Consider the following 26644-nt stretch of genomic DNA (forward strand, 5'->3'; position numbering starts at 1 on the left):
GCTGCGTTTCGATGGGCGCCATTATGTCTTCATTCCTTTAACCTTGCAACCCCCTGAACGAAAAAAAATTTCAACGGGTTCAAGGTGTTAGCGCAGACGGCCGAGTTTACTCCACAAGCCCACCACTGTGTTCTCCACGGTGCCACTGGCAGCCATGCCGATTCGCTCCTGCAGGCTCTTGCGTTCGGCGTAATGCAGGTGGAACAGGTTGGCGTTGCGCGCGCGTTCGCTGAGGTACTCGTCGCTGGTCTGCAGCTCGTCCACCAGCTTGCGGTTGAGTGCCGCGACGCCCAACCAGACTTCGCCGGTGGCCACTTCGTCGATGTGCAGCTGCGGGCGATAGCGGGCAACGAAGTCCTTGAACAACTGGTGGGTGATGTCCAGGTCTTCCTGGAACTTCTCCCGGCCTTTCTCGGTATTCTCGCCGAACACGGTCAGGGTGCGCTTGTATTCACCGGCGGTCAGCACTTCGAAATCGATATCGTGCTTCTTCAGCAGGCGGTTGACGTTGGGCAGCTGCGCCACCACGCCAATGGAACCCAATACGGCGAACGGTGCGCTGACGATCTTCTCGCCAATGCAGGCCATCATGTACCCGCCACTGGCGGCTACCTTGTCGATGCACACGGTCAACGGGATGCCGGCCTGGCGAATGCGCGCTAGCTGCGATGCGGCCAGGCCATAGCTGTGCACCAGGCCACCACCGCTTTCAAGGCGTAGCACCACCTCGTCGCGCGGGGTGGCGAGGGTGAGCAGCGCGGTGATTTCGTTGCGCAGGCTTTCGGTGGCAGAAGCTTTGATGTCGCCATCGAAATCCAGCACGAAGACCCGGCCCTTTTCCTCGGCCTTGCTTTTTTTCTGCCGCTTTTCCGCCTTGGCCTGCTGCTTGCGCAAGGCCTTGAGCTGGGCCTTGTCGAGCAGGCCGGATTCCAGGCGCTCGCGCAGGTCCTTGTAGAACTCGTTCAGGCGGGTGACCTGCAATTGCCCACCCGATTTGCGCCGCCCCTTGCCGCGCAGCCCGGCGATGGCCGACAGCACTATCAGGATGGCGATGACCAGGGTGGCGGTTTTGGCGAGAAAGCTTGCGTATTCAGCAAGAAACTCCACGTTGACTCCTTCAAGACTTGCGCCACAACGGCGCGTAACTGTAGCAAGCATACCGTTGCGCCTGAGGTGCTGCCAGCCGTGGCAAACGCTGGCAACATCTTTCAAACAACCTTTTCAAACGCTTGTATGTTTTTTCGTTGACAGCCCGTGTGCCGCATCCTAACCTCGCAGCAACCTCCAACAGGCCGGAACCTTTCGTGGGCAACCTCTACCTGATCCGACATGGCCAAGCCTCCTTCGGCGCCGATGACTACGATGTCCTCTCGCCCGTGGGCGTGCGCCAGAGCCAGGCCCTGGGTGAGCACCTGGCCCAGCTCGGTGTAAGGCTGGACCGCTGCGTGGCAGGCGACCTGCGCCGCCAGCAGGATACCGCGCGCCTAGCCCTGGATGCATTGCACGCCAATGGCTGCCCGGTGCCGGCTGTTGAGACCGATACAGCATTCAATGAGTTCGATGCCGATGGTGTGATCCGCGCCTTGTTGCCCGGGCTGCTGCCGCAGGAGCCCGACGCCCTGCACATCCTGCGCAATGGCGCGCAGCACCGCAGCGAGTTCCAGCGCCTGTTCGCACTGATGGTGCAGCGCTGGCACGATGGCGAACATGCCGACGATGGCCTGGAGACCTGGCAGGCGTTCACCGCCCGCGTGCAAGGCGGCCTGCAGCGCGTACTGGATGCCGCCGGTAGCGGCGACAATATCGCCATCTTCACCTCGGGCGGTACCATTGCCGCCCTGCTTCACCTGGTCACCCGTATTACCCCCGGACAGGCGTTCGCGCTGAACTGGCAGATCATCAACACGTCGCTCAGCCAGCTGAAGTTCCGCGGCCGCGACGTGGCACTGGCTTCCTTCAACAGCCAGGCCCATGTGCAGCTGTTGAGGGCGCCGGAGCTTGTCACCTATCGATGAGCCCGGCTTGTTGTGTCCCTGCGGGGACGTGTAAATCACTCTATAAGGAATGCGCCATGACCTCCGTAGCTGATGCCGTTAAAAAGATGCAAGAGAAGTTCAACCCATCCGCTGCCGCCGGCCTGGACCTGGTGTTCGGCTTCAACATCACCGACGAAGACAAGCACTACGCGCTGATCGTCAAGGACGGCACCTGCGACCTGCAGGAAGGCGAAAACCCGGATGCCAACTGCACCCTGGTGATGGACAGCGAAACCCTGAAGGGTATCGTCAGCGGCGAAACCGACGGCATGCAGGCATTCATGGGCGGCAAGCTGCGCGTTGAAGGCGACATGATGCTGTCGATGAAGCTCAGCGAGCTGTTCCCGTCCTGAGGGCTGGAAATAGCGGATGATCGAAAAACCGAAGCCTGACCGGCTTCGGTTTTTTTTTGCCCGCCTGTTCGGGCCCTGTCGCTTCATCAAGGCAGTTGATCAGACAGCAACACCCTCACCTATATGGCATCTGGCACGCTTGTTCCATCCTAGGCAGACCATTAGATTAACCAATAGTCCTTGCGATCGAGAATAAGGAAAACGCATGACGCTCACCGACCAGTCCACCCAGGTACGCCCCGGCGAAGAACTCGACGCGGCTGTCATCGACCCTTACCTCAAAGCCAACATCCGCGGCCTGGATGGCCTGCCGAGCATCAGCCAGTTCCCTGGCGGCGCCTCCAACCTTACCTACCTGGTCAGCTACCCGGGCCGCGACTTCGTGCTGCGCCGTCCACCGTTCGGGCAGAAGGCCAAGTCGGCCCACGACATGGGCCGCGAGTTTCGCATTCTCAACCAGCTGAACAGCGGCTTCCCCTACTGCCCCAAGGCCTATGTGCACTGCACCGACAGCAGCCTGATCGGCGGAGAGTTCTATGTGATGGAGCGGGTCAAGGGCGTTATCCTGCGCTCGGACATCCCGGCCGAGCTGGGCCTCGACGCCAACCGCACCGAGGCCCTGTGCAAGAGCTTCATCGACCGCCTGGTGGAACTGCACCAGGTGGACTACAACGCCTGCGGCCTGGCCGACCTGGGCAAACCGGAGGGCTATGTACAGCGCCAGATCGAGGGCTGGACCAGCCGCTATGAAAAGGCCCTGACGCCCGACGCCCCTCGCTGGGAACAGGTGACTGCCTGGCTGCACGAGAAAATGCCCGCCGACCACCCGCGGCCCGGCATCGTGCACAACGACTACCGTTTCGACAACGTGATCCTCGATGCCGACAACCCCATGCGCATCATCGGTGTGCTGGACTGGGAAATGGCCACCCTGGGCGACCCGCTGATGGACCTGGGCAACAGCCTGGCCTACTGGATCGAGGCCGACGACCCGGCGCCAGTGCAGCTGATGCGTCGCCAGCCGAGCAACGCGCCGGGCATGCTCACCCGCCGCCAGTTCGTCGATTACTACGCCGAGCGCGCCGGCATCCGCCTGGACAACTTCGATTACTACTATTGCTATGGCCTGTTCCGCCTGGCCGGCATCGTCCAGCAGATTTACTACCGCTATTACCACGGCCAGACCCAGGACAAGCGCTTTGCCCAGTTCATCCACATGAACCGCTTGCTGGAGCAGATGACCTTGCAGGTCATCGCCAAGTCCAGCCTCTGAGCCCCGACCTAGACGACGGATAACAAGGAAAACAGCATGTCCAAGACCCACCTGTTCGACCTCGACGGCAAGATTGCCTTCGTTTCCGGCGCCAGCCGTGGCATCGGCGAGGCCATCGCCCACCTGTTGGCCCAGCAAGGTGCCCATGTAATCGTGTCCAGCCGCAAGCTCGACGGTTGTCAGCAGGTGGCTGACGCCATCATCGCCGCCGGCGGCAAGGCAACGGCGGTGGCCTGCCACATCGGTGAACTGGAGCAGATCCAGCAGGTGTTTGCCGGCATCCGCGAACAATTCGGGCGGCTGGACATCCTGGTCAACAACGCCGCTACCAACCCGCAGTTCTGCAACGTACTGGATACCGACCCAGGGGCTTTCCAGAAGACCGTGGACGTGAACATCCGTGGCTACTTCTTCATGTCGGTCGAGGCCGGCAAGCTGATGCGCGAGCATGGTGGCGGCAGCATCATCAACGTGGCGTCTATCAACGGGGTTTCACCCGGCCTGTTCCAGGGCATCTATTCGGTGACCAAGGCGGCAGTCATCAACATGACCAAGGTCTTCGCCAAGGAGTGCGCGCAGTTCGGGATCCGCTGCAACGCCCTGCTACCGGGCCTGACCGACACCAAGTTCGCCTCGGCACTGGTGAAGAACGACGCCATCCTCAATGCCGCGCTGCAGCAGATCCCGCTCAAGCGCGTGGCCGACCCCAAGGAAATGGCCGGCGCAGTGTTGTACCTGGCCAGCGATGCCTCCAGCTACACCACCGGTACCGCACTCAATGTCGACGGTGGCTACCTGTCCTGATCAGGCTTTTACTGCAACCAGGGTGTAGCTCAGGGGCAGGCGTGCGGGCTGCTCGCGCAGGCGATATTCACCGTCGTCGCCCTTGACCATCTGCCCCGGCAGCGCCTCCCAGGGGATGCTCTGGTGCTCGACCAGGGCGGTCAGTTGCAGGCCGTGGGCCAGCAAGGCGCTGATCACCTCGCCCAAGCCGTGGTTCCACTCGTGGGTTTCGGTGTGGGAAAGGCGCTGCTCGGTTTCGACGTAGGTTTGGTCGTTGTGCCACACCGTCGGCTCTTCGTGTTCGAAGTACGGGTATTCGAGTTGCAGGCGGTCCTGGTGGTCTTCGTTGACTGCCATCAGCATCGGGTGCCCGTCGCGCAGGAACAACCGCCCACCCGGCTTCAGCAGGGCCGCGACAGTACGCGCCCACGGCTCGATGCGAGGCAGCCAGCAGAGCGCGCCGATGCCGGTGTAGACCAGGTCGAACGTGCCGGCCGGCAACACCTTGTCGGCGGCGTAGACGTCAGACTCGACATACGCGATGGGTGCCGCACAGCGCTGGGCCAACGCACGCGCCTCGGCCAGCGAAGCCACGGAATAGTCCAGGCCACAGACCTTGGCACCAAGGCGCGCCAGCGAGAGGGTATCGGTACCGATGTGGCACTGCAGGTGCACGGCGTTGAGCCCGTCGATATTGCCAAGCAATGGCAGGTCGAAGCGTACGGTTTCGGAAAGGTGTTCGGGATGCTGGACGAGCCGTTCGACTTCGTAGTCGTTGGAAGCAGCGTGCAGCGGGGCACGTTCATCCCAGCTGGCGCGGTTGAGTTGCAGTGAGCGGTCCATGGTGTCTTCCTTGATTCGTGGGGGCTCATGCTAGCCCCCACCAAGCTCCCTGCGACAGGACAGCCTTGCTAAAAATTGTAAAGCTGGTGCGGTCACTGTGGGAGCGGGCGTGCCCGCGAAGAAACAACGCGGTGGCTGGCACCGGCTACGCCGGTGTTCGCGGGCGCGCCCGCTCCCACCAGACCACACAGAGCCCCTGCCAAGTCAGCCAGCCATGTGCAGTCGCCAGCCGTTACAGGCAGGTCGCCGCCGCCGCCCGGCGCTGCAGGGCCACACCGTCGTTCTTCTGCGCGTAGTAATCCACCCGCGCCCCGCCCGCCTGCGGGTACACGTCCACGAACGCCTCGGCCTCACGGGTATACACGGTGAAGCCACCTTGCTTGCGTGGTTCCAGATAACCACTGGCGTCGTCGCCGAATACCTTCTCTTCCTGCCAGCTGAACTGGATGCACTGGGCCACCAGTTCCGGCGCCTTGTGCGAGTCGAGTTGCGCGGTCGGCTTGCCGCCGCGGGCCGTTTCCATGGTCGCAGAAGCACAACCGACCAGCATCAACGCCGCGGCCATCGGCAGAATCGCACGCATGTTCCATCCTCAGGATAAAAAAGAAGGCGACTCTAGCACTGGCAAGCATCGCGAGTGAATTGTCGCGCTCAGGTGGCTGTCGCAGATAAGGCATTCCTTCACAAGGAGATAACCATGAAACTGCACCACCTGCTGTTCGCCGTCCTTGCCAGCCTGCCCCTGGCTGCCACCGCAGCCCCCTCCAGCGAAGAAAGCGTCACCGCACCAGAAACCCACAACCGCGAGCTCAAGGTCGGCGACAAGGCACCCGACCAGTACAAACGCGATGACCAGGCTATCAAGGACTGGAAAGACAAGGGCCTGCCAGCACCGGAAAAGGAAAGCCACTGGGTAGACATGGGTGGGCGCTACGTGCTGGTGCAGATCACCAACGGTGTGGTGCTGGCGATCCAGTCAGCCCGCTGATTCAACACTCTTCACTCCCGCCGCTCTCGCTGGCACGACAATTTTTTGCCTGCCAGCGAAACCAAATGGATCCTTTCCAGTCTCAGGAGGTGTGCCGTAAACCTTTGCGGATCAAGGACCTATATCGTGATGACCCGTCTTGCAAGCCTTTCGCTGATTGCTGTTGTCCTGCTGACTGCCGGGTGCCATAGTCATCGCTACCATGACGACGACGATGGCTGGCGTGACCGTGACCGTGACCATCGCCACCACCATCGGCATGACCGCGACGACGATGATGACGACTATCGTCGATATCGTGGTGACCGCTACTACCGCTGAAACGTCTTTTTCAACCCTGGTCCGCCGCCCATTGCGCGGCACCTTAACCTGATGATTCCTTTGAGGTTCGTATCATGCGTCTGACTCTGCCTTCCCTTGCCCTTGGCCTGCTGCTGTGCCAGGGCGCTTTCGCCGGTGACGGTACCGCCGCCATTGGCGGTGGCCTGGGTGGTGTTCTGGGTAACGTTGTCGGTCAACAGATCGGCGGCAAAACGGGGGCGGCCATCGGCGCCGGCCTCGGCGGCGCAGCCGGCAGTGCGGTAGGTGCACGCAAGGGCAACCGTACCGAAGCCGCGATTGGCGGTGGCCTGGGCTCGGCGGGCGGTTCGCTGCTGGGCGGCGCGGTGGGCGGCAAGACCGGCTCCACCGTGGGTGCCGGCCTGGGTGGTGCGGCCGGTGGTGCCATCGGCAACCACCTGGGCGACAACAACGGCAAGCACCACCGTCACCGTCACTGATTCCAGTGACAAAGGGGCCGCAATGCGGCCCCTTTTGTTTTGCAAACCCTGCAGTACATCAACACCCCCTTCAGCACAATCCGGCACACTGGCTGCTACTGTCTATCGTGCCCCCGTGTGAAGGAACACCGCCTCCCCATGAACCAAGAGCTGCTATGGGTCCTCGGCCTGCTGGCCATCGTCATCACCCTGTTCGTCATCAACCGCCCACGCATGGACGTGGTCGCGCTACTGGTGATCCTCGCCCTGCCGCTGTCGGGCATCCTCACCGTGGAGCAGGCGCTGGCCGGTTTCAGTGACCCCAACGTGGTGTTGATCGCCGCCTTGTTCGTGATCGGTGAAGGCCTGGTGCGCACCGGCATTGCCTACCGTATCGGCGAATGGATGAGCGAGCGGGCCGGCAACAGCGAGGCGCGCCTGCTGGTGTTGCTGATGGTAGCCGTGGCGGGGCTGGGTTCGATGATGAGCTCCACCGGCGTGGTGGCCATTTTCATTCCGGTGGTGCTGAGCATCGCTGCACGCCTGCAGCTTTCGCCCGCCCGCCTGATGATGCCGCTGGCTTTCGCCGGCCTGATCAGCGGCATGCTCAGCCTGGTGGCCACACCGCCCAACGTGGTGGTACACAGCGAGCTGGTACGCCATGGCGAAGCGGGCTTCAGCTTCTTCAGCTTCACCCCGTTCGGCCTGGTGGTGCTGGTGCTGGGCATCGGCTACATGCTGCTGACCCGGCACTGGCTGAATGGCGAAGTGCGCAAGGACGGCCGCGTGGAAAGCCGCCGCACCCTGCTGGACCTGGTGCTGGACTACAAGCTCAATGGCCGTGAACGGCGCCTGCGCATCCGCCCCCACTCGCCGCTGATCGGTCATACCCTGGGCGAGCTGGAGCTGCGCACCCGGCATGGCGCCAACGTGATCGGTATCGAGCGCCAGCACAAGTTCACCACGCGGGTGATCGCCGCCGACTCCAGCACCGTGCTGCACCAGGGCGATGTGCTGCTGCTCGACCTGTTCGCCAACCGCGACGACCTGCGCAGCCTGTGCCAGACCATGCAGCTGGAGCCGCTGCACTTCAAGGCGGCCTACTTCATCGACCAGTCCCAGGAGCTGGGCATGGCCGAGGTATTGCTGCCACCGGGTTCGAAACTGCTCGGCAAGAGCGTCCTCGAACTGGCCTTCCGCACGCGCTTCGACCTCAACGTTGTCGGCTTGCGCCGCGAGCAGGTGGCGATCGAAGAACAGCTGGTGGAAGAAAAGCTGCGCCTGGGCGACACCCTGCTGGTAGTCGGCCCGTGGAAAGCCGTGCGCCAGTTGCAAAGCAAGCCCAAGGACTTCCTGGTACTGAGCCTGCCCGCAGAAATCGACCTGGTCGCGCCCGCCCGCACCCGCGCACCACAGGCGTTGCTGAGCCTGGCGGTGATGGTCGGGCTGATGGTCAGCGGCGCGGTCCCCAATGTCATTGCCGCGCTGATCGGCTGCCTGCTGATGGGCGCAGGCCGCTGCATCGACATGAACAGCGCCTACCGGGCCATCCACTGGCAAAGCCTGGTGCTGATCGTCGGTATGCTGCCCTTTGCCCAGGCACTGCAGAAAACCGGCGGCATCGACCTGGCAGTGGGCGGCCTGGTCAGCGTGCTGGGCGGTGCCGGCCCCAGTGCCATCCTTGCCTGCCTGTTCGCGGTCACGGCGGTGATCGGCCTGTTCATCTCCAACACGGCCACTGCGGTACTGATGGCACCCGTGGCTGTCAGCACCGCCACGCAGCTGGGCATGTCGCCCTACCCGTTTGCCATGACCGTGGCGCTGGCTGCCTCGGCGGCCTTCATGACGCCGGTGTCATCGCCGGTGAACACCCTGGTACTTGGCCCGGGGCAATACCGCTTCGCCGACTTCGTCAAAGTTGGCGTGCCGTTCACAGTATTGGTGATGCTGGTGACCGTGTTGATGGTGCCGTGGTTCTTCGGGCTGTAGGGTTTGGCTACGAATGAAGGCGATTTGGCATTATCTCGACCGATCGCGGCAGATTGACATCAAGTCCCCTGACGAAACACACTTATGCGCAATTGCCCCAGGTGCTTCAAGCCGTTGTCCTGGATTTCGTTTCCGCCTTGCCGGTCGAGCCCATGGTTTTTCCAGCCCAATCGCGCTTGTTGCACTACGTCGTTCTACTCGGCCTGACCTTCGCCCTGACCCTGGGCGGCATCCTGGCCCGCCCGATCGAATCCCTGTCGCTGTTCTGGCCGGTCAATGCGGTCCTGGCTGGGGTGCTACTGCGCTACCCCCGCCAAGCCACGCTGACGGGCTTTACCCTGGTCTGGCTGGCCATGGTCGGCGCCGACCTGCTGTGCGGCAGCGCCTGGGCGCCTGCCCTGTGGTTCAACCTGTGCAACCTGGGCGTGGTGGTCACCCTCTGGCTGATGCTCTCGCGCTTGCCGCGCCTGCACCGACGAATGCGTACTCCCCACGGCGTCCTCAGCGTGTTCGGCGCCAGTGCCGCCGGGGCAATAGTGGCTGCCAGCATGGCGGCGGCAGTGGCCGCGCCGTGGTTCGAACAGTCGTTGCGCGCCACCTGGCTGGCCTGGTTCAGTGAACAGTTCTCGACCAGCGTGCTGGTGCTGCCAGTGCTGCTGACGACCCCTTCGGCAAGAGCACTGGTGCGCGGTGGCGCCCAGGCCATCCGCCTGGCGCCGTTGCTGGTGCTGCTGGCCTCACTGGCGTTCAGCATTGCCTTCGGCGGTCCCGGGGCCATTGCCTTCCCGATTGCCGCGCTGCTGTGGTGTGCCTGGACTTACTCACCGTTCCTGGTTTCTCTGCTGACACTCACCGCTGGCAGCACGCTGATCGTGGCGGTGGCGCAAAACCTCATGCATTTCAGCGTGCCGCAAAGCGAGCCCGGAGTGACCACACTGATGTCGGCGCGCCTGGGCATCGCCATGCTGGTGCTCGGGCCGCTGGTGGTGGCCTGCGTCAGCCAGGCCAACCGCAGCCTGATGGCCCGCCTGGCGCATCAGGCCAGCATCGACCACCTCACCGGTGTGCTCACCCGCAGCGCTTTCACCCGCCGCGCCAACGCGCTGCTGGAAAGCCGCCAGCAACACGCCCAGGCGCTGCCGCTGACCCTGATGATGCTGGACATCGACCACTTCAAGTCGATCAATGATGTCCATGGCCATGCGGTCGGTGACCAGGTGCTGCGCCAGTTCGCCAGCACCCTGCAGGACCAGTTGCACGATGGTGAACTGTTCGCTCGCCTGGGCGGCGAGGAATTTGTCGTGGTCCTACCGGGCCTGGCGCCAGATCGGGCCAAGTTCACTGCCGAGCGCCTGCGCCGTGCGGTGCAGGAGCTGCATGTGATGCAGGCCGGCCAGTCCCTGCAGGTTACCGTCAGTATCGGCCTGGCCGGTTGTGCCGCCGACATGCCGGTCCCCACCCTCGATGAACTGCTGGCACGCGCCGACCAGGCGCTGTACCGGGCCAAGGCCCATGGCCGCAATCGCGTCGAACAGGCCGAGCCACAACGCCAGGCGATGTGAGCTAGCCACCCAGCAGGTCCCACGTCAACTTGGCGATCAGCACGCACAAGAGCACCAGGAACAACCCACGCACAAAGCCCGCGCCCTTGCGCACCGCCAGCCAGGTACCGGTCAGCGCGCCGAGGATGTTGCACACCGCCATGGGCAAGGCGATGGCGTACAGCACATTGCCTGATGGCACGAAGAACACCAGAGCCGCCAGGTTGGTGGCGATGTTCACCACCTTGGCCGATGCCGAGGCGTGCAGAAAGTCCAAAGCGAAGAAGCGGATGAACAGGAAGATCAGGAAGCTGCCGGTACCCGGCCCGAACAGGCCATCGTAAAAGCCGATCGCACCACCGATCAGTACCGCCAGGCACTGCTCCTTGCGGCCGATCCTTGTGGGTTTGTGCAGCGTGCCGAAGTCCTTCTTGCAGAAGGTGTAGATGGCCATCAGCACGATCAGCACCAGCACCGCCGGGCGCATCACGCTGGGCGGCACCAGCGACACCGTGGCGGCACCGGCGAACGACATGACGAAGGCACTGAGCGCTGCCGGCACGATCAACCCCCAGTCCAGCGTCACCCTGCGGATGAACGAACGCGCAGCGAAGGCCGTGCCACACACCGACGCCAGCTTGTTGCTACCGAGCAGTGCCGCCGGTTGCGCGGTGGGCAGCACATTGAACAAGGCCGGGATCTGGATCAGCCCACCGCCACCCACGGCGGCGTCGATCAGGCCAGCGGCGAAGGCAAACACGGAAAGCACAGCGATATCCATCATGACGCGGTTCCAGGCAGTGAAGACGCTTTCAAGGCTAATCAAAGTGCCGTGCTTGTGTTGAAATGCCATATTGCGAAAACTGCAACGAGGAGCAGGCAATGGCGTTGGACATGCTGCGGGAAATTCAGGCGTTCGTCAGCGTGGCGCACAAGCGCAGCTTCGTCGCCGCGGCCCGCTCCCTGGGGCGCTCACCCAGCGCGGTTACCCGCGCGGTGCAAACCCTGGAAGACAACGCCGGGAGCAAACTGCTCAACCGCAACGCCAATGCCGTGACCCTGACCGAAGCCGGCGAGCGCCTGCTGCCACACGCCGAACGCTTGCTGGATGTGCAACGTGATGCCGCCGACGAACTGGCCGCGCTCAGCGGCAGTGCACAAGGCTGGATCCGCTTCGCCGTGCCGCAGGTACTGGGTGAACATGTACTGCCCCAAGTGCTTGCCGAGTTTTCCCGCTGCCACCCCCAGGTAACCCTGGACGTGCAGTACAGCGACGGGGCCCTGGACCCGCTGCAAGGCAAGTTCGATTTCGTGGTGCGCGGCGCCTTCCCACAGTCGAGCGAGCTGATCGGCTACCCACTGTGGGATTACCAGCGTCACCTGTATGCAAGCCCTGAATACCTGGCCCTGGCCGGCACGCCACAACAACCCGAGGACCTCGAAGGCCACGCGCTGATCCTGCACACCGCCCCGCGCATCCTAAAGGCCTGGCACTTCTGCCGCGACGGCCAGATCACCAGCCTGCGCCCCAGGCCCAGGCTGCGCCTGGACTCAGGTGACGCGGTGTACCACAGCACCTTGGCCGGCGCCGGTATCGCCCGCCTGGCCGCCTGGGTCGGCGAAGCACAGGTCAAGGCCGGGCGGTTGGTGCGGGTATGCCCGCAGTACCGCCTGACCTCCAGCAACGGCCAGGACCCGCAGATGCATGCCGTGTACCCCGCCGGCGAGCTGCCGGCGCGGGTACGCGACCTGCTGGCAGCCCTGCGCCGCACCGGCCTAGCCTACTGAAACAACGCCCTGAAACGGCTGTTCAATTTCTGCTCAATTTAACAGAGCCCGCCGCGGGCTTGGCTTGCAGAACTTTATCCACAGACCTACCCACGTTTTTTGTGGACAGTTTTCCCAGTGCAAAGAATGACTTATCGTACAAATCGGTAGGGTGAATCGGCCAACAATGAAGAGGAATGGGCCCGCCCGAAGGACAGGCAGGCCGCGAGGGATAGGTGTGGTGAACGTCAGCTTGGCGGAATGGTGCCAAGGATACCGATCAGAATGGTCAGCAGCAGAAAACCACCCAGGAATAGCGCGAGCTTGCCCATTGGAACCTCTACAAGTGTGATGCGGGAATGGGCATATTGTCGGGCTTGGGCTGATACCGTTACAGATTCAGCTTTATGGAAAAAAAGCGGATCAGATGTGAGGCACCCGGTTCTTTTGTGTGAGCGGCCTTGCTTCGCGAAAGGGCCGCAGGGCGGCCCCGGCAATCTTGAGGGATGCATCGAAAACCTGGGGCCGCTGCGCGCCCCTTTCGCGACACAAGGCGCCGCTCCCGTAGAACTGCACATAACTCATTGAATTAGCAGGGGCCCTGTGGGAGCGGCTTCAGCCGCGAACACCGGCGCAGCCGGTGCCATGCACCGCGTTGGATTCTTCGCGGCTAAAGCCGCTCCCACCGGTACGCGGATTGCTTGCAATTTCAGTTATCTACGCGACAGCGCAGCCCAAAGGGCTGGGCCCTCTCCCACAAGAGCGGCGCATCTGGCCCTTACGCGTGACAGCAATTTTTGCAGTCATCCACGCTGTGCTAGGGTCAAGCGCTCGAACCTGCCAGGAGTGCCATCCCTTCATGACCGCTTTCGCGACCAACGCTGCCTTGTTGTTGATCGACCTTCAGATTGGTATCCACCACCCGCGCCTGGGCCGGCGCAACAACCCTGAGGCCGAACTGCGTATAGGCGATCTGCTGGCTTCGTGGCGTCGGACAGGACGCCCGGTGATCCATGTGCGCCACCTGTCCCGCTCGGTAGACTCGGTGTTCTGGCCGGGCCAGTCCGGTTGCGAATTCCAGCCCGCATTTACCCCACTGGCCAGCGAAACCGTGTTCGACAAACATGTGCCCGATGCCTTCGCCAACTCCGGCCTGGAGCGCTGGCTGCATGCGCGCAGCATCAACGCACTGGTCATCGCCGGGGTAATTACCAACAACTCCGTGGAATCCACCGCACGCTCGGCGGGCAATCTCGGTTTCGATGTGGTGGTGGTGGAAGATGCCTGCTTCACCTTTGACCAGCACGACCTGCAAGGCCGGCTTTGGCCGGCGGAGGATGTACATGCGCTGTCGTTGAGCAACCTGGCTCTGGATTACGCGCGCATCCTGCGCACGGAGCAGGTTCTGATCGGTGACTCGCTTCAGGTCAACCGCTGAAGCTTCTGCGCAGGCAACCAGCCAACTCGTCATTGCCATGGCGGCGACACCAGACCCAGCCATTGAGCGGGCGCACCATCTGCACCTGCTCTTGGCGAAGCGGATGGGCGCAGATGCCCGATGTCTACCCGCCACTCAACCACCACCCTGCCACACCGTTTCAGCCGTACACTGCTCGCCTGTACCCTGCTGCCACCTGGCCTGCTGACGGCGGACATCACCACGGCTGCAGCACAGCAGCCCCAGCCAGCCGCTACAGCGGCGGATGACTTCGACCCGCTTAACAACTTGCCGCAGGAAGCGCCTCAGACGTTCACCTAGGCGGTGGTGGATGCGGACCACCTGTAGCGCGCGGGGCGGCAATTGCTACATAAGGTTTCGAAAAGCACTGCAGCCTCTGGATCAATCCGCCTTGAGGGCCTGCATTGCCAAACACCTATCATCGCCACCTACCATGCGGGCTCAGGAGGGTTTGAAAGACATGATTTGAAACGCTGACTTTAGGATCTTTTGCCGCGCAATGTAGGAAGAATCTATGTAGTGGGATTTGCCTGTATGAAACATCAGTTTCTCCAGCAAATTCGAACTGCTACGGTCCAGTTTTCCTACAGCGGCACGGAAGCCTACAGCATGAGAAAAGCATGGATCCGTTCAATACCTCGGCCCTGAAACTACAGAAGAATTTGCTTAACCTGCGCCTTGAGCGTGACCGCCTGAGAAGGGAGGGCAAGGACAAGGAGGCGGACGAACTCGCGGCACCGATCGAGCGGATAGAGGCAGCTATTCGTCAATTACCGGATGCCATGAAGCCAGTGACCCTGCAATAAAAACCTGCGGGAGCGGGCATGCCCGCGAAGAATGCAAAGCCGTGTATGGCTCCGGCTGCGCCGGTGTTCGCGGCTGATGCCGCTTCCACAGATACAGTGCAGACCTCAAGCTTTCCAGCCTACGGATCCGATTTCCGCGCAGTTGTCAGTAATGCAATTTGGCTTGAGAGGCTGCGGCTAGCGCTCAGTAGCAAGCGAGGAGCCCGCCTCGGCGGGCTTTTTCGTGCCTGTAAGAATGGGATGAAGCCAGGTAAGTTGGAGCCTTGGCGAAACCGACCAAGCAAGAAGTATCGGAAGCGCCGAAACAAACGATACCCACGGATGGTCCCACGGATGGTTTCCTATGCCCCAAAAACGCAAAAAGCCCTGAATAATCAGGGCTTTGAATATGGCGGAAGCGTAGAGATTCGAACCCTTATCCTAAGTACCCCCTACAATCCGGGCAACGCTTACCTAGCCAGAATCCTACATTAACCCACCCAGCCCAGCAATACCGGGGCCTCGCAACCCTGACGATCTAGCGCCTAAGAATGCATCCTACTGCATGCTAAAAATTTCGAGCAAAAACACATACTTGCTGTTGTCTGACACTGCCCGCTCTCTAGCTTGTGCTAATTGCCCCAGCTAACTCAACCGGAGTATTCCGAACACAGCCTCCCCAACTAACAATGTGAGATGGGGACATACCTATGAAGACTAAGCTTCAGCTTAGGTTTTGCAGACAGCAAGGTGGCGAGCCCGAAAACCGAACGTATGGCTTAGTTTTTTGCCAGCGGTTCGTGTCTGGGCGTCCACAGCCAATGACAGAAACCGCACGCACCCTCTCGGTCTTTCTCGGTTTCAACGTCAACGCCCCACGCTCGAACCTGAGCTTTCAAACCCTCGGCGTGAAACAAAAGAAGACCCACAAGAAGCTTCGCATCATGCTTGAAGTGGATGGTGTGGAGAGCGGGCTGGGCAAGCTGATCAGGAAAATTCTGGAGCGCAACTCTAGTCACAGTTCCCCGTACCTCATCCTGACCGATGCAGGCAAACGGGTCACGGCTGCGATGCTTCGCCATCGCTGGGACGATGCCAGGGAGGACGCAGTGAAGGAAGCAGTTGCCGCCGGTGACCAGGTCCTGGCCGGCCGTATCAGCCAGTTCCAGTTCCGAGATATCCGCCCTAAAGCGGCCTCGGAAATCACCGATGTCGACCACGCCAGCCTGTTGCTGGGGCACACGAAGGGCGACATTACCGAGCGGGTTTATCGTCGAGTTGGAGCCTTGGCGAAACCCACCAAGTAGCAAAGTATTGTCAGCGCTGACAAATCAAACCATTCCAAAGGGTGTTCCCATGGGTAGTTTTTCTATACCCCAAAAACGCAAAAAGCCCTGAATAATCAGGGCTTTGAATGTGGCGGAAGCGTAGAGATTCGAACTCTAGGATAGTTGCCCATCGACGGTTTTCAAGACCGTTGCCTTAAACCACTCGGCCACGCTTCCAGCTCGTTTTGCGGCCGCCATAATACCGTAATGAAACAAGCTGTCAAACTCTCTGTGTCGCGGGTTGCGGGAGCTCTGATAGACTCCTAGCATCTGAACGTTTGAAAACCACAGGTTTACCAAGGAGTGTCGCCATGCGCGAACAGGATTACGCCGTACACCACGGCCAGCAGGTCGAGCAGCAGGAGATCAGCAAGGTCCTGCGCAACACGTACAGCCTGCTGGCGCTCACGCTCGCCTTCAGCGGTGTCATGGCCTTCGTGGCCCAGCAGATGCGCGTCGGCTACCCGAACGTGTTCGTGGTACTGATCGGCTTCTACGGGCTGTTCTTCCTTACCAACAAACTGCGTGATTCGGCCTGGGGCCTGGTATCCACCTTCGCGCTCACCGGCTTCATGGGTTTTATCCTCGGCCCTATCCTCAACCGCTACCTGGGCATGGCCGGTGGCGCCGAGGTGGTCAGCTCGGCATTTGCCATGACTGCCCTGGTGTTCGGCGGCCTGTCGGCTTATGTGCTGATTACCCGCAAGGACATGAGCTTCCTCAGCGGCTTCATCACTGCGGGCTTCTTTGTCCTGCTGGGTGCTGTCGTGGCCAGCTTCTTCTTCCAGATCAGCGGCCTGCAACTGGCGATCAGCGCTGGCTTCGTGCTGTTCTCGTCGGTCTGCATCCTGTTCCAGACCAGCGCGATCATTCACGGTGGCGAGCGTAACTACATCATGGCGACCATCAGCCTGTATGTGTCGATCTACAACCTGTTTGTCAGCCTGCTGCAGCTGTTTGGCATCATGGGTCGTGATGACTGATTGATTGCTGCAAGAGAAAGCCCGCTTCGGCGGGCTTTTTTTTGGGGAGGGTTCACCCGCGAACACCGGCGCAGCCGGTGCCAAGCTCCACGTTGGTTTCTTCGCGGGTGAACCCGTTCCCACAGGGTCCCCGCAGGATTCAGGCTTGCATGCCGCCATCATGCTTTTCTCTACCCCAATTCGCGTTCAACCCCGTAGAATGCGCTCCTTTTTCTTCCGGGGCAGCTTCTCGCAATGAGCTCACACGAACACAGCCCAGGCGCGGCGGCGCCTGCCAATGAACTGGTGCTTGGTCTGGAGGACAAGCCACGGCTGTTGATCGGCCTGCTGGCAGCACTGCAGCACCTATTGGCGATCATCGTGCCGATCGTCACCCCTGGCCTGCTGATTTGCCAGGCACTGGGTGTTTCGGCACGTGATACCAACCTGATCGTCTCCATGTCGCTGGTCATCTCGGGTATCGCCACCTTCGTCCAGTGCAAACGCTTCGGGCCGTTCGGTGCCGGGCTGCTGATCGTCCAGGGCACCAGCTTCAACTTCGTCGGCCCGCTGATTGCCGGCGGGGCGCTGATGGTCAAGCAAGGTACGCCGGTAGAAGGTGTGATGGCGGCCATCTTTGGCGTGGTAATCGCCGGCTCGTTCGTCGAGATGGGCGTGTCGCGCATCCTGCCCTTCGTCAAACGCCTGATTACCCCGCTGGTAACCGGCATCGTGGTGCTGATGATCGGCCTGACCCTGATCAAGGTCGGCCTGATCAGCATGGGTGGTGGCTTCGGCGCCATGGCCAATGGCACCTTCGCCAATGGCGAGAACCTGCTGCTGTCGGGCGTGGTGCTGGCGATCATCGTCATCCTCAACCGCATCCCGGTGGTGTGGATGCGCAGCTGCGCCATCGTTATCGCCCTGGCGGTCGGCTATGCGCTGGCGGGCTACCTGGGCCGCCTGGATTTCACCGGCATGCACGAAGCCGCGCTGTTCCAGGTGCCGACGCCACTGCACTTCGGCCTGGGTTTCTCCTGGGCACTGTTCATCCCGATGCTGGTGATCTACCTGGTAACTTCGCTGGAAGCCATCGGTGACGTCACCGCCACCAGCAAGGTGTCGCGCCAGCCGGTCGAAGGGCCGGTGTGGATGCAGCGGATCAAGGGCGGTGTGCTGGTGAACGGGGCCAACTCGCTGCTGGCCGGTTTGTTCAACACCTTCCCGAGCTCGATCTTTGCCCAGAACAATGGCGTGATTCAGCTGACCGGGATCGCCAGCCGTCATATCGGTATGTGGATTGCCGTGATGCTGGTGCTGCTGGGGCTGTTCCCGAGCGTTGCCGGGGTAATCCAGGCGGTGCCGGAGCCGGTGCTGGGTGGTGCGGCCATGGTCATGTTCGGGGCGGTTGCGGCTTCGGGGATCAATATCCTGGCCAGCACTCGCCTGGACCGTCGTGCCCTGCTGATCATTGCTGTATCGCTGGCCCTGGGCCTGGGTGTGGCGCAGGTACCGGAGTTCCTGGCGCACATGCCGGCGGCGATTCGCAATGTGCTGGAGTCGGGCGTGGCTACCGGGGGTATCTGTGCCCTGGTGTTGAACTGGTTCTTGCCGGAGAGCAAGGAACAGGCTTGAGCCTGGAGCCCTTCTGTCAGGGCCATGGGGCTGCTATGCAGCCCATCGCGACGCAAGGCCGCTCCTACACGAGGCCGCGTAGACCTGAAGATTGGTGCAAGACAGAAAGCCCGCCCCGCCATGTACAAGCGGGCGCGGGCTTTTTTGCTTTATCATGGCACCATTCCTTTTGCATGAGTTATCCATGAAATTCGCTATCGCGGTGTTCTCCCCGGCCCATGCGCCCTCCTCGCGGCGTGCCCTGCGCTACGCCGAAGCGGTGCTGGCCGGCGGGCATGAGATTGCCCGGCTGTTCTTCTACCAGGACGGGGTACACAGTGCCTCGGCCAACGTGGTCGCCCCCCAGGACGAGCTGGATGTTGCCGGCCAATGGCGCGCCTTCATTGCAGCCAACCAGCTGGACGCAGTGGTGTGCATCGCCGCTGCCTTGCGCCGTGGCGTGCTCGACGAGGCCGAGGCCAACCGCTACCAGCGCCCGGCCGTGAACCTGCCCAAGCCTTGGGAGCTGTCGGGGCTTGGCCAGCTTCATGAGGCGGCGCAAGTTGCCGATCGCCTTGTCTGCTTCGGAGGCGACTGAAATGGCCAAATCCTTGTTGATCATCAGCCGCCAGGCGCCCTGGAACGGCCCATCGGCCCGTGAAGCACTGGACATCGCCCTGGCTGGCGGCGCGTTCGATCTGCCGCTGGGCATGCTGTTCCTCGATGACGGCGTGTTCCAGCTCGCCGCAGACCAGCAGCCCACCGTCGTGCAACAGAAGAACCTGGCCGCCAACTTGCAGGCGCTGCCAATGTTCGGCGTCGAGGACCTGTTCGCCTGCAGCCACAGCCTCACTCGCCGCGGCCTGGAAGCCGACAATCTGGCGCTGCCAGTGCAAGTGCTGGACGACGCGGCCCTGACCGCACTGATCGCCCGTTTCGACCAGGTGGTAACGCTCTGATGACGACCCTGCATGTAATTGCCCACTCCCCGTTTGGCGACGAGCGCCTGGCCACCTGCCTGCGCCTGCTCGGCACCGACGACGCCCTGCTGCTGTGCGGCGATGCTGTATATGCCCTGCGCACCGGCAGCGAACCGCACCGCCAGCTGCAAGCCGCCGGCCTGACCCAGCGCCTGTTCGTCCTGGAAGAAGACGTGCAGGCCCGCGCGGTCGGCAACGAGCTGGCCAAGGCCCTGGACTACCCCGGGTTCGTCGAACTGTCGCTGCATTACGACAAGGTCAACAGCTGGCTATGAATACCCTCAACGTTGGCGATCAGGCGATCGCCCTGGACAAGGACGGCTTCCTGGTCGACCTGCAAGACTGGTCGCATGCCGCCGCCGAGGCTTTGGCCGCGCGCGAGGGCATCCCTTTGACGGCGGACCACTGGGAAATCCTCGAACTGCTGCGCCAGTTCTACCAGGAATTCCAGCTGTCCCCGGCCACGCGCCCGCTGATCAAGTACACGGCCCTCAAACTGGGCCCGGACAAGGGCAACAGCTCGCACCTCAACCGCCTGTTCAACGGCACTCCCGCCAAACTGGCCGCCAAGCTGGCGGGCCTGCCCAAGCCGACCAACTGCATATGACAGAACCTCGCCCGCTTACCCTGGAAACCCCTGCCGAACACCCGTTCGCCGAGTTCGTGCGCATTCTTGGCAAAGGCAAGCGCGGCGCGCGTGGCCTGACCCGTGAAGAAGCCCGCACGGCCATGACCCTGCTGCTGGAAGGCAAGGTCGAAGATGCCCAGCTCGGTGCCTTCCTCATGCTGCTGCGGCACAAGGAAGAAAGCGCCGAAGAACTGGCCGGCTTCACCGAGGCCCTGCGCGCCCACTTGCAGTCGCCGCGCATCGCCGTGGACCTGGACTGGCCCACCTACGCCGGCAAGAAGCGCCACCTACCCTGGTACCTGCTGGCTGCCAAATGCCTGGCCAACAATGGCGTGCGCATCGTCATGCACGGTGGCGGTGCACATACCGCCGGGCGCATGTACACCGAGCAGTTGCTGTCCTTGCTGGAAATTCCGTTGTGCCGTGACTGGGCTGCGGTCAGCCGGGCCCTGGACCAGCAACGCCTGGCCTTCTTCCCGCTGCAGGACTGGGCGCCGCAGTTGCAGCGCATGATCGACCTGCGCAACACCCTAGGCCTGCGTTCGCCCATCCATTCGCTGGCCCGGGTGCTCAACCCGCTGGCTGCGCGTTGTGGCCTGCAGAGCATCTTCCACCCCGGCTACCAGGCAGTACACCGCGAGGCCAGCCGCCTGCTGGGCGACCATGTCGTGGTAATCAAGGGTGATGGCGGCGAGATCGAGGTCAACCCCGATGTCATCAGCCATCTATACGGCACCACCGCCGGCGAAGCCTGGGACGAGGAATGGCCAGCGCTGAGCGAACGCCGCCACGTGAAGCCGGCAAGCCTGCAGCCGGAGCAATTGCTGGCGGTCTGGCGCGGCGAGGCCGAGGACAGCTACGGTGAAATGGCAGTGGTCGCGACCATCGCCCTTGCCCTGCGCGGCCTGGGCCAAGACCGTGAGCAGGCTTTCGCCACGGCACGCGGTTACTGGGGCGCACGCAACCAATCTAATAACTAGATAGTAAGAGTGCAGTCTTTGCGCTAGTTATTCGAACGTTTTTCCCTAGACTGGGCTCCAACGACAAACAACTTTGTTCCGAGGAGCTCACCATGGGCCTTTTGATCGACGGCCGCTGGCATGACCAGTGGTATGAAAACGGCAAGGACGGCACGTTCAAACGCGAAAACGCCCAACGCCGCAATCAGCTGCCCGCTCCCGAAGCTGGCCGTTATCACCTGTACGTCTCGCTGGCCTGCCCATGGGCGCACCGCACCCTGATCTTCCGTGCCCTCAAGGGCCTGGAGCCACTGATCGACGTGTCGGTGGTCAGCTGGCTGATGCAGGACCATGGCTGGACTTTCGACCAGCAGCAAGGTTCCAGCGGCGACCACCTCGACGCGCTGCAGTACCTCCACCAGCGCTACACCCAGGATGACCCGCACTACACTGGCCGCGTGACTGTACCGGTGCTGTGGGACAAGAAAGAGAAACGCATCGTCAACAACGAGTCGTCGGAGATCATCCGCATCTTCAACAGCGCGTTCAATGAACTGACCGGCAATACACTGGACCTGTACCCAGAGCCACTGCGCCCGACCATCGAGGCGCTGAACGAGCGCATCTACCCGGCGGTGAACAACGGCGTTTATCGCGCAGGCTTTGCCACTACGCAGGAAGCCTACGAGGCTGCGTTTGACGAAGTGTTCAACGAACTGGACTACCTGGAAGACTTGCTGAGCCGCAACCGCTACCTGGCCGGGGAATACCTGACCGAGGCCGATGTGCGCCTGTTCACCACCCTGGTGCGCTTCGATGCGGTGTACCACGGGCACTTCAAGTGCAACCTGCGCCGCCTGAGCGACTATCACAACCTGTCGAACTGGCTGCGTGAGCTGTACCAGTGGCCGGGGGTGGCGGGCACAGTGGACATGGAGCATATCCAGAAGCACTACTACATGAGCCACAAGACCATCAACCCGAACGGGATCGTGCCCAAGGGGCCACTGCAGGACTTCAATCTGCCGCATGATCGGGAGCGGTTGGCAGGCAAGGGGATTTGGCAGGCTTGAGATTGCAGGGGCTGCTTTGCAGCCCATCGCGACACAAGGCCGCTCCTACAGGGTATCGCTGTCTCCTGTAAGAGCGGCCTTGTGTCGCGATGGGCCGTAAAGCGGCCCCAACGATTTCAGCTGTTCTGCGAGCCTTCGAACCAGGCCAGCTTGTCACGCAACTGCACCACTTCCCCGACAATCACCAGGGTCGGCGCATGCACTTCATGCTGCGCCACCAGGTCCGGCAAGTCCGCCAGGGTGCCGGTGAACACCCGCTGATTACGCGTAGTCCCCTGCTGCACCAGCGCCGCAGGGGTACTGGCCGCGCGGCCATGGCGAATCAGCTCGGCACAGATGGTCGGCAACCCCACCAAGCCCATGTAGAACACCAGGGTCTGCGCCGGCGCTACCAGGTCATGCCACGGCAGATTGCTGGTGCCATCCTTCAGGTGCCCGGTCACGAAACGCACCGATTGGGCATAGTCGCGGTGAGTCAGCGGAATCCCGCCATAGGCGGAACAACCGCTGGCTGCGGTAATGCCCGGCACCACCTGGAACGGGATGCCGTGCTCGGCCAGCTCTTCGATCTCTTCGCCGCCCCGGCCGAAGATGAACGGGTCGCCGCCCTTCAGGCGCAGCACACGCTTGCCCTGCCGGGCCAGGTCGACCAGCAGGCGGTTGATCTGGTCCTGCGGCACGGCATGGTCGGCGCGACGCTTGCCCACGTAGATACGCTCGGCATCACGTCGGCACATCTCGATAATCGCCGGTGCCACCAGGCGGTCGTACAGCACCACGTCGGCCTGCTGCATCAGGCGCAAGGCGCGGAAGGTCAGCAAGTCCGGATCGCCCGGGCCAGCCCCCACCAGGTACACCTCACCGCCCTGCTGCACCGGTGCACCGTCGACCATCGCCTGCAGCAGGCGCTCGGCCTCGGCGCCCTGCCCGGCCAGCTGACGCTCGGCAATCGGCCCTTGGAACACGGTTTCCCAGAAGCCTCGGCGCTGGTTAACGTCCGGGTACAAGGCCTTGACCTTGTCGCGGAAGCGTGCGGCCAGGCCGGCCAGTTCGCCGTAGGCGGACGGGATCCAGGCCTCCAGCTTGGCGCGAATCAAACGCGCCAGCACCGGAGCATCACCGCCACTGGACACCGCAACCACCAACGGCGAACGGTCGACGATCGCCGGGAAGATCACCGTGCACAGGGCCGGCGCATCCACCACGTTGACCGGCAGGCTGAGGGCCTGCGCATCCGCCGACACCTGGGCATTGAGCCCAGGGTCGTCGGTGGCCGCAATCACCAGCCGGCAACCGACCAGGTCGGCTGCCTGATAGCCGCGCACCAGCACCTCGCCGCCACCTTCCCGGGCCAGCGCGGCCAACTGGCCGTCGACATCCGGTGCAACCACGCGCAGCGCGGCGCCGGCGTCGGCCAGCAGGCGCGCTTTGCGCAAAGCGATCTCACCGCCGCCAACGACCAGCACGCGGCCGCCCTGCAGCTTGTGGAACAGCGGCAGGTAATCCATTTAGCGGATGACCTCGACGCCGCCCATGTAAGGCTTCAGCACTTCTGGCACACGGATGGAACCATCGGCCTGCTGGTAGTTTTCCAGTACGGCAACCAAGGTACGGCCTACGGCCAGGCCGGAGCCGTTGAGGGTATGCACCAGCTCTGGCTTGCCGGTTTCCGGGTTGCGCCAGCGGGCCTGCATGCGGCGCGCCTGGAAATCGCCGCAGTTGGAGCACGAGCTGATTTCGCGGTACTTGTCCTGGCTTGGTACCCACACTTCCAGGTCGTAGGTCTTCACCGCGCCAAAGCCCATGTCGCCGGTGCACAGGGCCAGCACGCGGTACGGCAGCTCCAGCAGCTGCAGCACGCGCTCGGCGTTGGCAGTCAGGCCTTCCAGGGCTTCCATCGACTTGGACGGCTCGACCACCTGTACCATCTCGACCTTGTCGAACTGGTGCTGGCGGATCATGCCGCGGGTGTCACGGCCGGAAGCACCGGCTTCGCTGCGGAAGCACGGGGTGTGGGCAACCAGCTTCAGTGGCAGCTGCTTGGCATCGAGGATTTCACCGGCCACCAGGTTGGTCAGCGACACTTCGGCAGTCGGGATCAGGTAGAAGTCGGCCTCGCCTTCGCGGCTGATCTTGAACAGGTCTTCCTCGAACTTCGGCAGCTGGCCGGTACCCTGCAGGGCCGGGGCCTGGACCAGGTACGGGGTGTAGTGCTCCTCGTAACCGTGCTCGCCGGTGTGCAGGTTGATCATGAACTGCGCCAGGGCGCGGTGCAGGCGGGCAACTGGACCACGCAGCACGGCAAAACGCGCGCCAGACAGCTTGGCGGCAGCTTCGAAGTCCAGGCCACCGCTGACTTCGCCGAGGGCGACATGGTCCTTGATTTCGAAGTCGAAAGCCTTCGGCGTACCCCAACGGCGCACTTCGACGTTGTCGTCTTCGCTGGCACCAACCGGTACGCTGGCGTCCGGCAGGTTGGGGATGGTCAGCAGGATGCCATCCAGTTCGGCCTGGATGCCGTCCAGTTCGGTCTTGCCGGCAGCCAGTTCGTTGGCCATGCGCTCGACGTCAGCCATCAGCGGCGCAATATCTTCGCCCTTGGCCTTGGCCTGGCCGATGGACTTGGAACGGGCGTTACGCTCGGCCTGCAGCTGCTCGGTGCGGGTCTGCACCGCCTTGCGGCGCTCTTCCAGTGATTCGATGCGCGCGACATCCAGGCTGAAGCCACGGGAGGCCAGGCGATCCGCCACTTCCTGAAGTTGGCCGCGTAACAGTTTGGAATCGAGCATATCGTTCTCTCGTTATGTGTAGGTGTTGGTTCAGAATCGGGTCAGGGACAGGCCGGCCCAGGTCGCGAGCAGCCCGCCCACCACGCTGATACCGGTATAGCCCAAAGCCAGGGGCACTTGCCCGCTTTCCAGCAGGCGTACGGTATCCAGCGAAAAGGAGGAAAAAGTCGTCAGGCCGCCGAGGAAGCCGACGATCAGCCCGGCGCGCAGCTCGACCGGCGCGATCGGCTTGTGCAAGAACAGACCATAAAGCAGGCCGATCAGCAGGCAGCCAACCAGGTTGACCGCCAGCGTACCGAGATAGAAGTGCCGTGGCCAGTGGGCAGACACCCAGTTGGTGGTGGCAAAGCGCAACAAGGTACCGGCAATACCGCCAGCGCTGACGGCGGCAATCAGTGCAATCACGGCTTTCTCCGTTGGCGGGGGCTGTTGCGGTCAAGGTCGGCAAGGTGGCGCAGCTTCTCGCCAATCTTCAGTTCCAGGCCACGGGGCACCGGCTGGTAGTACTGGCGCGGCTCGAGTTCCTCGGGGAAGTAGTCTTCGCCGGCGGCATAGGCGTCGGGTTCATCGTGGGCATAGCGGTACTCGTCGCCGTAGCCCAGTTGCTTCATCAGCTTGGTCGGGGCGTTGCGCAGGTGCAACGGCACTTCCAGCGAGCCATGCTCGGCAGCCTCGCGCAGGGCGGTCTTGAAGCCCATGTACACCGCGTTGCTCTTCGGCGCACAGGCAAGGTAGGTGATGGCCTGGGCCACCGCCAGTTCGCCCTCGGGGCTGCCCAGGCGCTCTTGCACATCCCAGGCCGCCAGGCACAGGCTGAGCGCGCGCGGGTCGGCGTTGCCGATGTCTTCGCTGGCCATGCGCACCACGCGGCGGGCAATGTACAGCGGATCGCAGCCGCCATCGAGCATGCGCGCGAACCAGTACAGGGCGCCATCGGGGTTGGAGCCACGCACTGACTTGTGCAGCGCGGAAATCTGGTCGTAGAACGCCTCGCCACCCTTGTCGAAGCGGCGGCGGCTGTCGCCGAGCAGGCTCTCCAACATCTCGACATCGATCTCGCTGCCGTCTTCAGCCAGGTCCGAGGCGTTTTCCAGGAAGTTGAGCATGCGCCGGCCATCGCCGTCGGCGGCGGCCATCAGCATCTTGAAGGCGTCATCGCCAACCCGCAGGTTGCGCTTGCCCAGGCCGCGCTCTTCCGTCAACGCGCGGTTGACCAGCTTGCGCAGCGCCGCCTCGTCCAGGCTCTTGAGCACATACACCCGCGCCCGCGACAGCAGTGCGTTGTTCAGCTCGAACGACGGGTTTTCGGTGGTGGCGCCAATGAACAGCAGGGTGCCGTCTTCCACATAGGGCAGGAAGGCATCCTGCTGCGACTTGTTGAAGCGGTGCACTTCGTCGACGAACAGAATGGTTCGGCGGCCGTACTGGCCAGCCTGCTGCTTGGCCACCTCGACCGCCTGGCGAATCTCCTTCACCCCGGCCAATACCGCCGACACCGTTTCGAAGTGCGCATCGCAGAACTGCGCCAGCAGCCGCGCGAGGGTGGTCTTGCCCACCCCCGGCGGCCCCCAGAAGATCATCGAGTGCAGCGCACCCTGCTCCAGCGCTTCGCGCAGCGGTTTGCCGCGCGCCAGCAGGTGCTCCTGGCCGACGTACTCGTCCAGGTTGGACGGGCGCAGACGAGCGGCCAGGGGCTGGGCGACGGGTTCGCTTCGAAACAGGTCCATGGCGAGCTC

Annotated in this window: 30 protein-coding genes and 1 tRNA gene; 22 read left to right on the forward strand and 9 right to left on the reverse strand. The window is 62.7% G+C overall.

Annotation, left to right across the window (positions count from 1 at the left end; all coding sequences use genetic code 11):
- Window positions 1-87: 87 nt before the first annotated feature.
- Window positions 88-1107 carry a protease SohB gene (sohB, locus tag KDB76_RS18765; RefSeq protein ID WP_013973207.1) on the reverse strand — a complete coding sequence of 340 codons (1020 nt, stop codon included), beginning with the start codon at window positions 1105-1107 and terminating at the stop codon, window positions 88-90.
- A gap of 197 nt (window positions 1108-1304) precedes the next feature.
- Here sohB and KDB76_RS18770 point away from each other — a divergent pair, with 197 nt between their 5' ends.
- From KDB76_RS18770 to KDB76_RS18785, 4 genes are all read left to right on the forward strand, one after another.
- Entirely contained in the window at window positions 1305-2015 is a 711-nt protein-coding gene (locus tag KDB76_RS18770) for a histidine phosphatase family protein (RefSeq protein WP_013973208.1), read from the forward strand.
- Between the two features lie 56 nt (window positions 2016-2071).
- Window positions 2072-2389: an SCP2 sterol-binding domain-containing protein gene (locus KDB76_RS18775; RefSeq protein WP_003257405.1), complete on the forward strand. Its 318-nt coding sequence runs from the start codon at window positions 2072-2074 to the stop codon at window positions 2387-2389.
- 205 nt (window positions 2390-2594) lie between these two features.
- Window positions 2595-3662 (forward strand): phosphotransferase family protein, encoded by a 1068-nt coding sequence (locus KDB76_RS18780; protein WP_023662816.1) that lies wholly within the window; start codon window positions 2595-2597, stop codon window positions 3660-3662.
- Between the two features lie 36 nt (window positions 3663-3698).
- On the forward strand, window positions 3699-4466 hold the full coding sequence (locus KDB76_RS18785; RefSeq protein WP_015270905.1) for an SDR family oxidoreductase: 768 nt from the start codon (window positions 3699-3701) through the stop codon (window positions 4464-4466).
- Here KDB76_RS18785 and KDB76_RS18790 read toward each other — a convergent pair whose 3' ends face one another.
- The gene (locus tag KDB76_RS18790; protein WP_013973212.1) at window positions 4467-5288 is read right to left on the reverse strand and encodes a class I SAM-dependent methyltransferase; all 822 of its coding nucleotides are present in this window, start codon (window positions 5286-5288) and stop codon (window positions 4467-4469) included.
- Window positions 5289-5520: 232 nt separating this feature from the next.
- On the reverse strand, window positions 5521-5871 hold the full coding sequence (locus KDB76_RS18795; protein WP_016498900.1) for a hypothetical protein: 351 nt from the start codon (window positions 5869-5871) through the stop codon (window positions 5521-5523).
- A 114-nt stretch (window positions 5872-5985) separates the two neighbouring features.
- On the opposite strand from KDB76_RS18795, the gene KDB76_RS18800 reads away from it, so the two are divergent.
- The 5 genes from KDB76_RS18800 (at window position 5986) to KDB76_RS18820 (ending at window position 10585) form a co-directional block, all read left to right on the forward strand.
- Window positions 5986-6276, forward strand: coding sequence for an RcnB family protein (locus KDB76_RS18800; RefSeq protein WP_038409951.1), 291 nt, complete (start codon window positions 5986-5988; stop codon window positions 6274-6276).
- Window positions 6277-6405: 129 nt separating this feature from the next.
- Complete coding sequence (locus KDB76_RS18805) at window positions 6406-6597, forward strand: hypothetical protein (protein WP_003257401.1); 192 nt, start codon at window positions 6406-6408, stop codon at window positions 6595-6597.
- A 74-nt stretch (window positions 6598-6671) separates the two neighbouring features.
- Window positions 6672-7055: a glycine zipper domain-containing protein gene (locus KDB76_RS18810; RefSeq protein ID WP_013973215.1), complete on the forward strand. Its 384-nt coding sequence runs from the start codon at window positions 6672-6674 to the stop codon at window positions 7053-7055.
- A 138-nt stretch (window positions 7056-7193) separates the two neighbouring features.
- Window positions 7194-9023: an SLC13 family permease gene (locus tag KDB76_RS18815; RefSeq protein WP_024087381.1), complete on the forward strand. Its 1830-nt coding sequence runs from the start codon at window positions 7194-7196 to the stop codon at window positions 9021-9023.
- Window positions 9024-9160: 137 nt separating this feature from the next.
- Window positions 9161-10585 (forward strand): GGDEF domain-containing protein, encoded by a 1425-nt coding sequence (locus KDB76_RS18820; protein ID WP_038409953.1) that lies wholly within the window; start codon window positions 9161-9163, stop codon window positions 10583-10585.
- Between the two features lies 1 nt (window position 10586).
- Here the strand turns inward: KDB76_RS18820 and KDB76_RS18825 are convergent, their stop codons facing one another.
- Window positions 10587-11348, reverse strand: a complete 762-nt coding sequence (locus KDB76_RS18825; protein WP_023662099.1) for a TSUP family transporter — start codon at window positions 11346-11348, stop codon at window positions 10587-10589.
- Window positions 11349-11446: 98 nt separating this feature from the next.
- Here KDB76_RS18825 and KDB76_RS18830 point away from each other — a divergent pair, with 98 nt between their 5' ends.
- The 5 genes from KDB76_RS18830 (at window position 11447) to KDB76_RS18850 (ending at window position 15882) form a co-directional block, all read left to right on the forward strand.
- A complete protein-coding gene (locus tag KDB76_RS18830) occupies window positions 11447-12352 on the forward strand; it encodes a LysR family transcriptional regulator (protein ID WP_024087383.1) in 906 nt (301 codons plus the stop codon).
- Between the two features lie 838 nt (window positions 12353-13190).
- A complete protein-coding gene (locus tag KDB76_RS18835; protein WP_038409954.1) occupies window positions 13191-13769 on the forward strand; it encodes a cysteine hydrolase family protein in 579 nt (192 codons plus the stop codon).
- Window positions 13770-13889: 120 nt separating this feature from the next.
- Window positions 13890-14090 carry a hypothetical protein gene (locus tag KDB76_RS18840; protein ID WP_013973221.1) on the forward strand — a complete coding sequence of 67 codons (201 nt, stop codon included), beginning with the start codon at window positions 13890-13892 and terminating at the stop codon, window positions 14088-14090.
- A 320-nt stretch (window positions 14091-14410) separates the two neighbouring features.
- Entirely contained in the window at window positions 14411-14596 is a 186-nt protein-coding gene (locus KDB76_RS18845) for a hypothetical protein (protein WP_013973222.1), read from the forward strand.
- A gap of 800 nt (window positions 14597-15396) precedes the next feature.
- Window positions 15397-15882: a hypothetical protein gene (locus KDB76_RS18850; protein ID WP_349254001.1), complete on the forward strand. Its 486-nt coding sequence runs from the start codon at window positions 15397-15399 to the stop codon at window positions 15880-15882.
- A 110-nt stretch (window positions 15883-15992) separates the two neighbouring features.
- Here the strand turns inward: KDB76_RS18850 and KDB76_RS18855 are convergent.
- Window positions 15993-16080: transfer RNA gene (locus KDB76_RS18855), tRNA-Ser, on the reverse strand.
- Window positions 16081-16214: 134 nt separating this feature from the next.
- On the opposite strand from KDB76_RS18855, the gene KDB76_RS18860 reads away from it, so the two are divergent.
- The 8 genes from KDB76_RS18860 to KDB76_RS18895 all read left to right on the forward strand — a co-directional run bounded on the left by KDB76_RS18860 (window position 16215) and on the right by KDB76_RS18895 (window position 22119).
- Window positions 16215-16886 carry a Bax inhibitor-1/YccA family protein gene (locus tag KDB76_RS18860; protein WP_003251184.1) on the forward strand — a complete coding sequence of 224 codons (672 nt, stop codon included), beginning with the start codon at window positions 16215-16217 and terminating at the stop codon, window positions 16884-16886.
- Between the two features lie 234 nt (window positions 16887-17120).
- On the forward strand, window positions 17121-18500 hold the full coding sequence (locus KDB76_RS18865; RefSeq protein WP_013973275.1) for a uracil-xanthine permease family protein: 1380 nt from the start codon (window positions 17121-17123) through the stop codon (window positions 18498-18500).
- Window positions 18501-18684: 184 nt separating this feature from the next.
- Window positions 18685-19077 carry a sulfurtransferase complex subunit TusD gene (tusD, locus tag KDB76_RS18870; RefSeq protein ID WP_013973276.1) on the forward strand — a complete coding sequence of 131 codons (393 nt, stop codon included), beginning with the start codon at window positions 18685-18687 and terminating at the stop codon, window positions 19075-19077.
- Between the two features lies 1 nt (window position 19078).
- Window positions 19079-19438 carry a sulfurtransferase complex subunit TusC gene (tusC, locus tag KDB76_RS18875; RefSeq protein WP_024087386.1) on the forward strand — a complete coding sequence of 120 codons (360 nt, stop codon included), beginning with the start codon at window positions 19079-19081 and terminating at the stop codon, window positions 19436-19438.
- Window positions 19438-19734 (forward strand): sulfurtransferase complex subunit TusB, encoded by a 297-nt coding sequence (gene tusB, locus KDB76_RS18880; protein WP_038409955.1) that lies wholly within the window; start codon window positions 19438-19440, stop codon window positions 19732-19734. The genes tusC and tusB overlap by 1 nt, the downstream gene beginning before the upstream one ends.
- Window positions 19731-20066: a TusE/DsrC/DsvC family sulfur relay protein gene (locus tag KDB76_RS18885; RefSeq protein ID WP_013973279.1), complete on the forward strand. Its 336-nt coding sequence runs from the start codon at window positions 19731-19733 to the stop codon at window positions 20064-20066. Before tusB ends, KDB76_RS18885 begins: the two co-directional genes overlap by 4 nt.
- The gene (locus KDB76_RS18890) at window positions 20063-21067 is read left to right on the forward strand and encodes a glycosyl transferase family protein (RefSeq protein WP_023661640.1); all 1005 of its coding nucleotides are present in this window, start codon (window positions 20063-20065) and stop codon (window positions 21065-21067) included. The genes KDB76_RS18885 and KDB76_RS18890 overlap by 4 nt, the downstream gene beginning before the upstream one ends.
- Window positions 21068-21159: 92 nt before the next feature.
- A complete protein-coding gene (locus tag KDB76_RS18895) occupies window positions 21160-22119 on the forward strand; it encodes a glutathione S-transferase family protein (RefSeq protein WP_013973281.1) in 960 nt (319 codons plus the stop codon).
- Window positions 22120-22235: 116 nt separating this feature from the next.
- Here the strand turns inward: KDB76_RS18895 and cysG are convergent, their stop codons facing one another.
- The 4 genes from cysG to KDB76_RS18915 are packed head-to-tail and all read right to left on the reverse strand — an operon-like array spanning window position 22236 to window position 26635.
- The gene (cysG, locus tag KDB76_RS18900) at window positions 22236-23627 is read right to left on the reverse strand and encodes a siroheme synthase CysG (protein ID WP_013973282.1); all 1392 of its coding nucleotides are present in this window, start codon (window positions 23625-23627) and stop codon (window positions 22236-22238) included.
- A complete protein-coding gene (serS, locus tag KDB76_RS18905) occupies window positions 23628-24908 on the reverse strand; it encodes a serine--tRNA ligase (RefSeq protein ID WP_003258877.1) in 1281 nt (426 codons plus the stop codon).
- 30 nt (window positions 24909-24938) lie between these two features.
- Window positions 24939-25313, reverse strand: coding sequence for a fluoride efflux transporter CrcB (crcB, locus tag KDB76_RS18910; RefSeq protein ID WP_038409956.1), 375 nt, complete (start codon window positions 25311-25313; stop codon window positions 24939-24941).
- Window positions 25310-26635 (reverse strand): replication-associated recombination protein A, encoded by a 1326-nt coding sequence (locus KDB76_RS18915; RefSeq protein ID WP_038409957.1) that lies wholly within the window; start codon window positions 26633-26635, stop codon window positions 25310-25312. Before KDB76_RS18915 ends, crcB begins: the two co-directional genes overlap by 4 nt.
- Window positions 26636-26644: the final 9 nt, after the last annotated feature.

The organism is Pseudomonas sp. JS425, from assembly GCF_018223845.1.
GTDB lineage: Bacteria > Pseudomonadota > Gammaproteobacteria > Pseudomonadales > Pseudomonadaceae > Aquipseudomonas > Aquipseudomonas asiatica.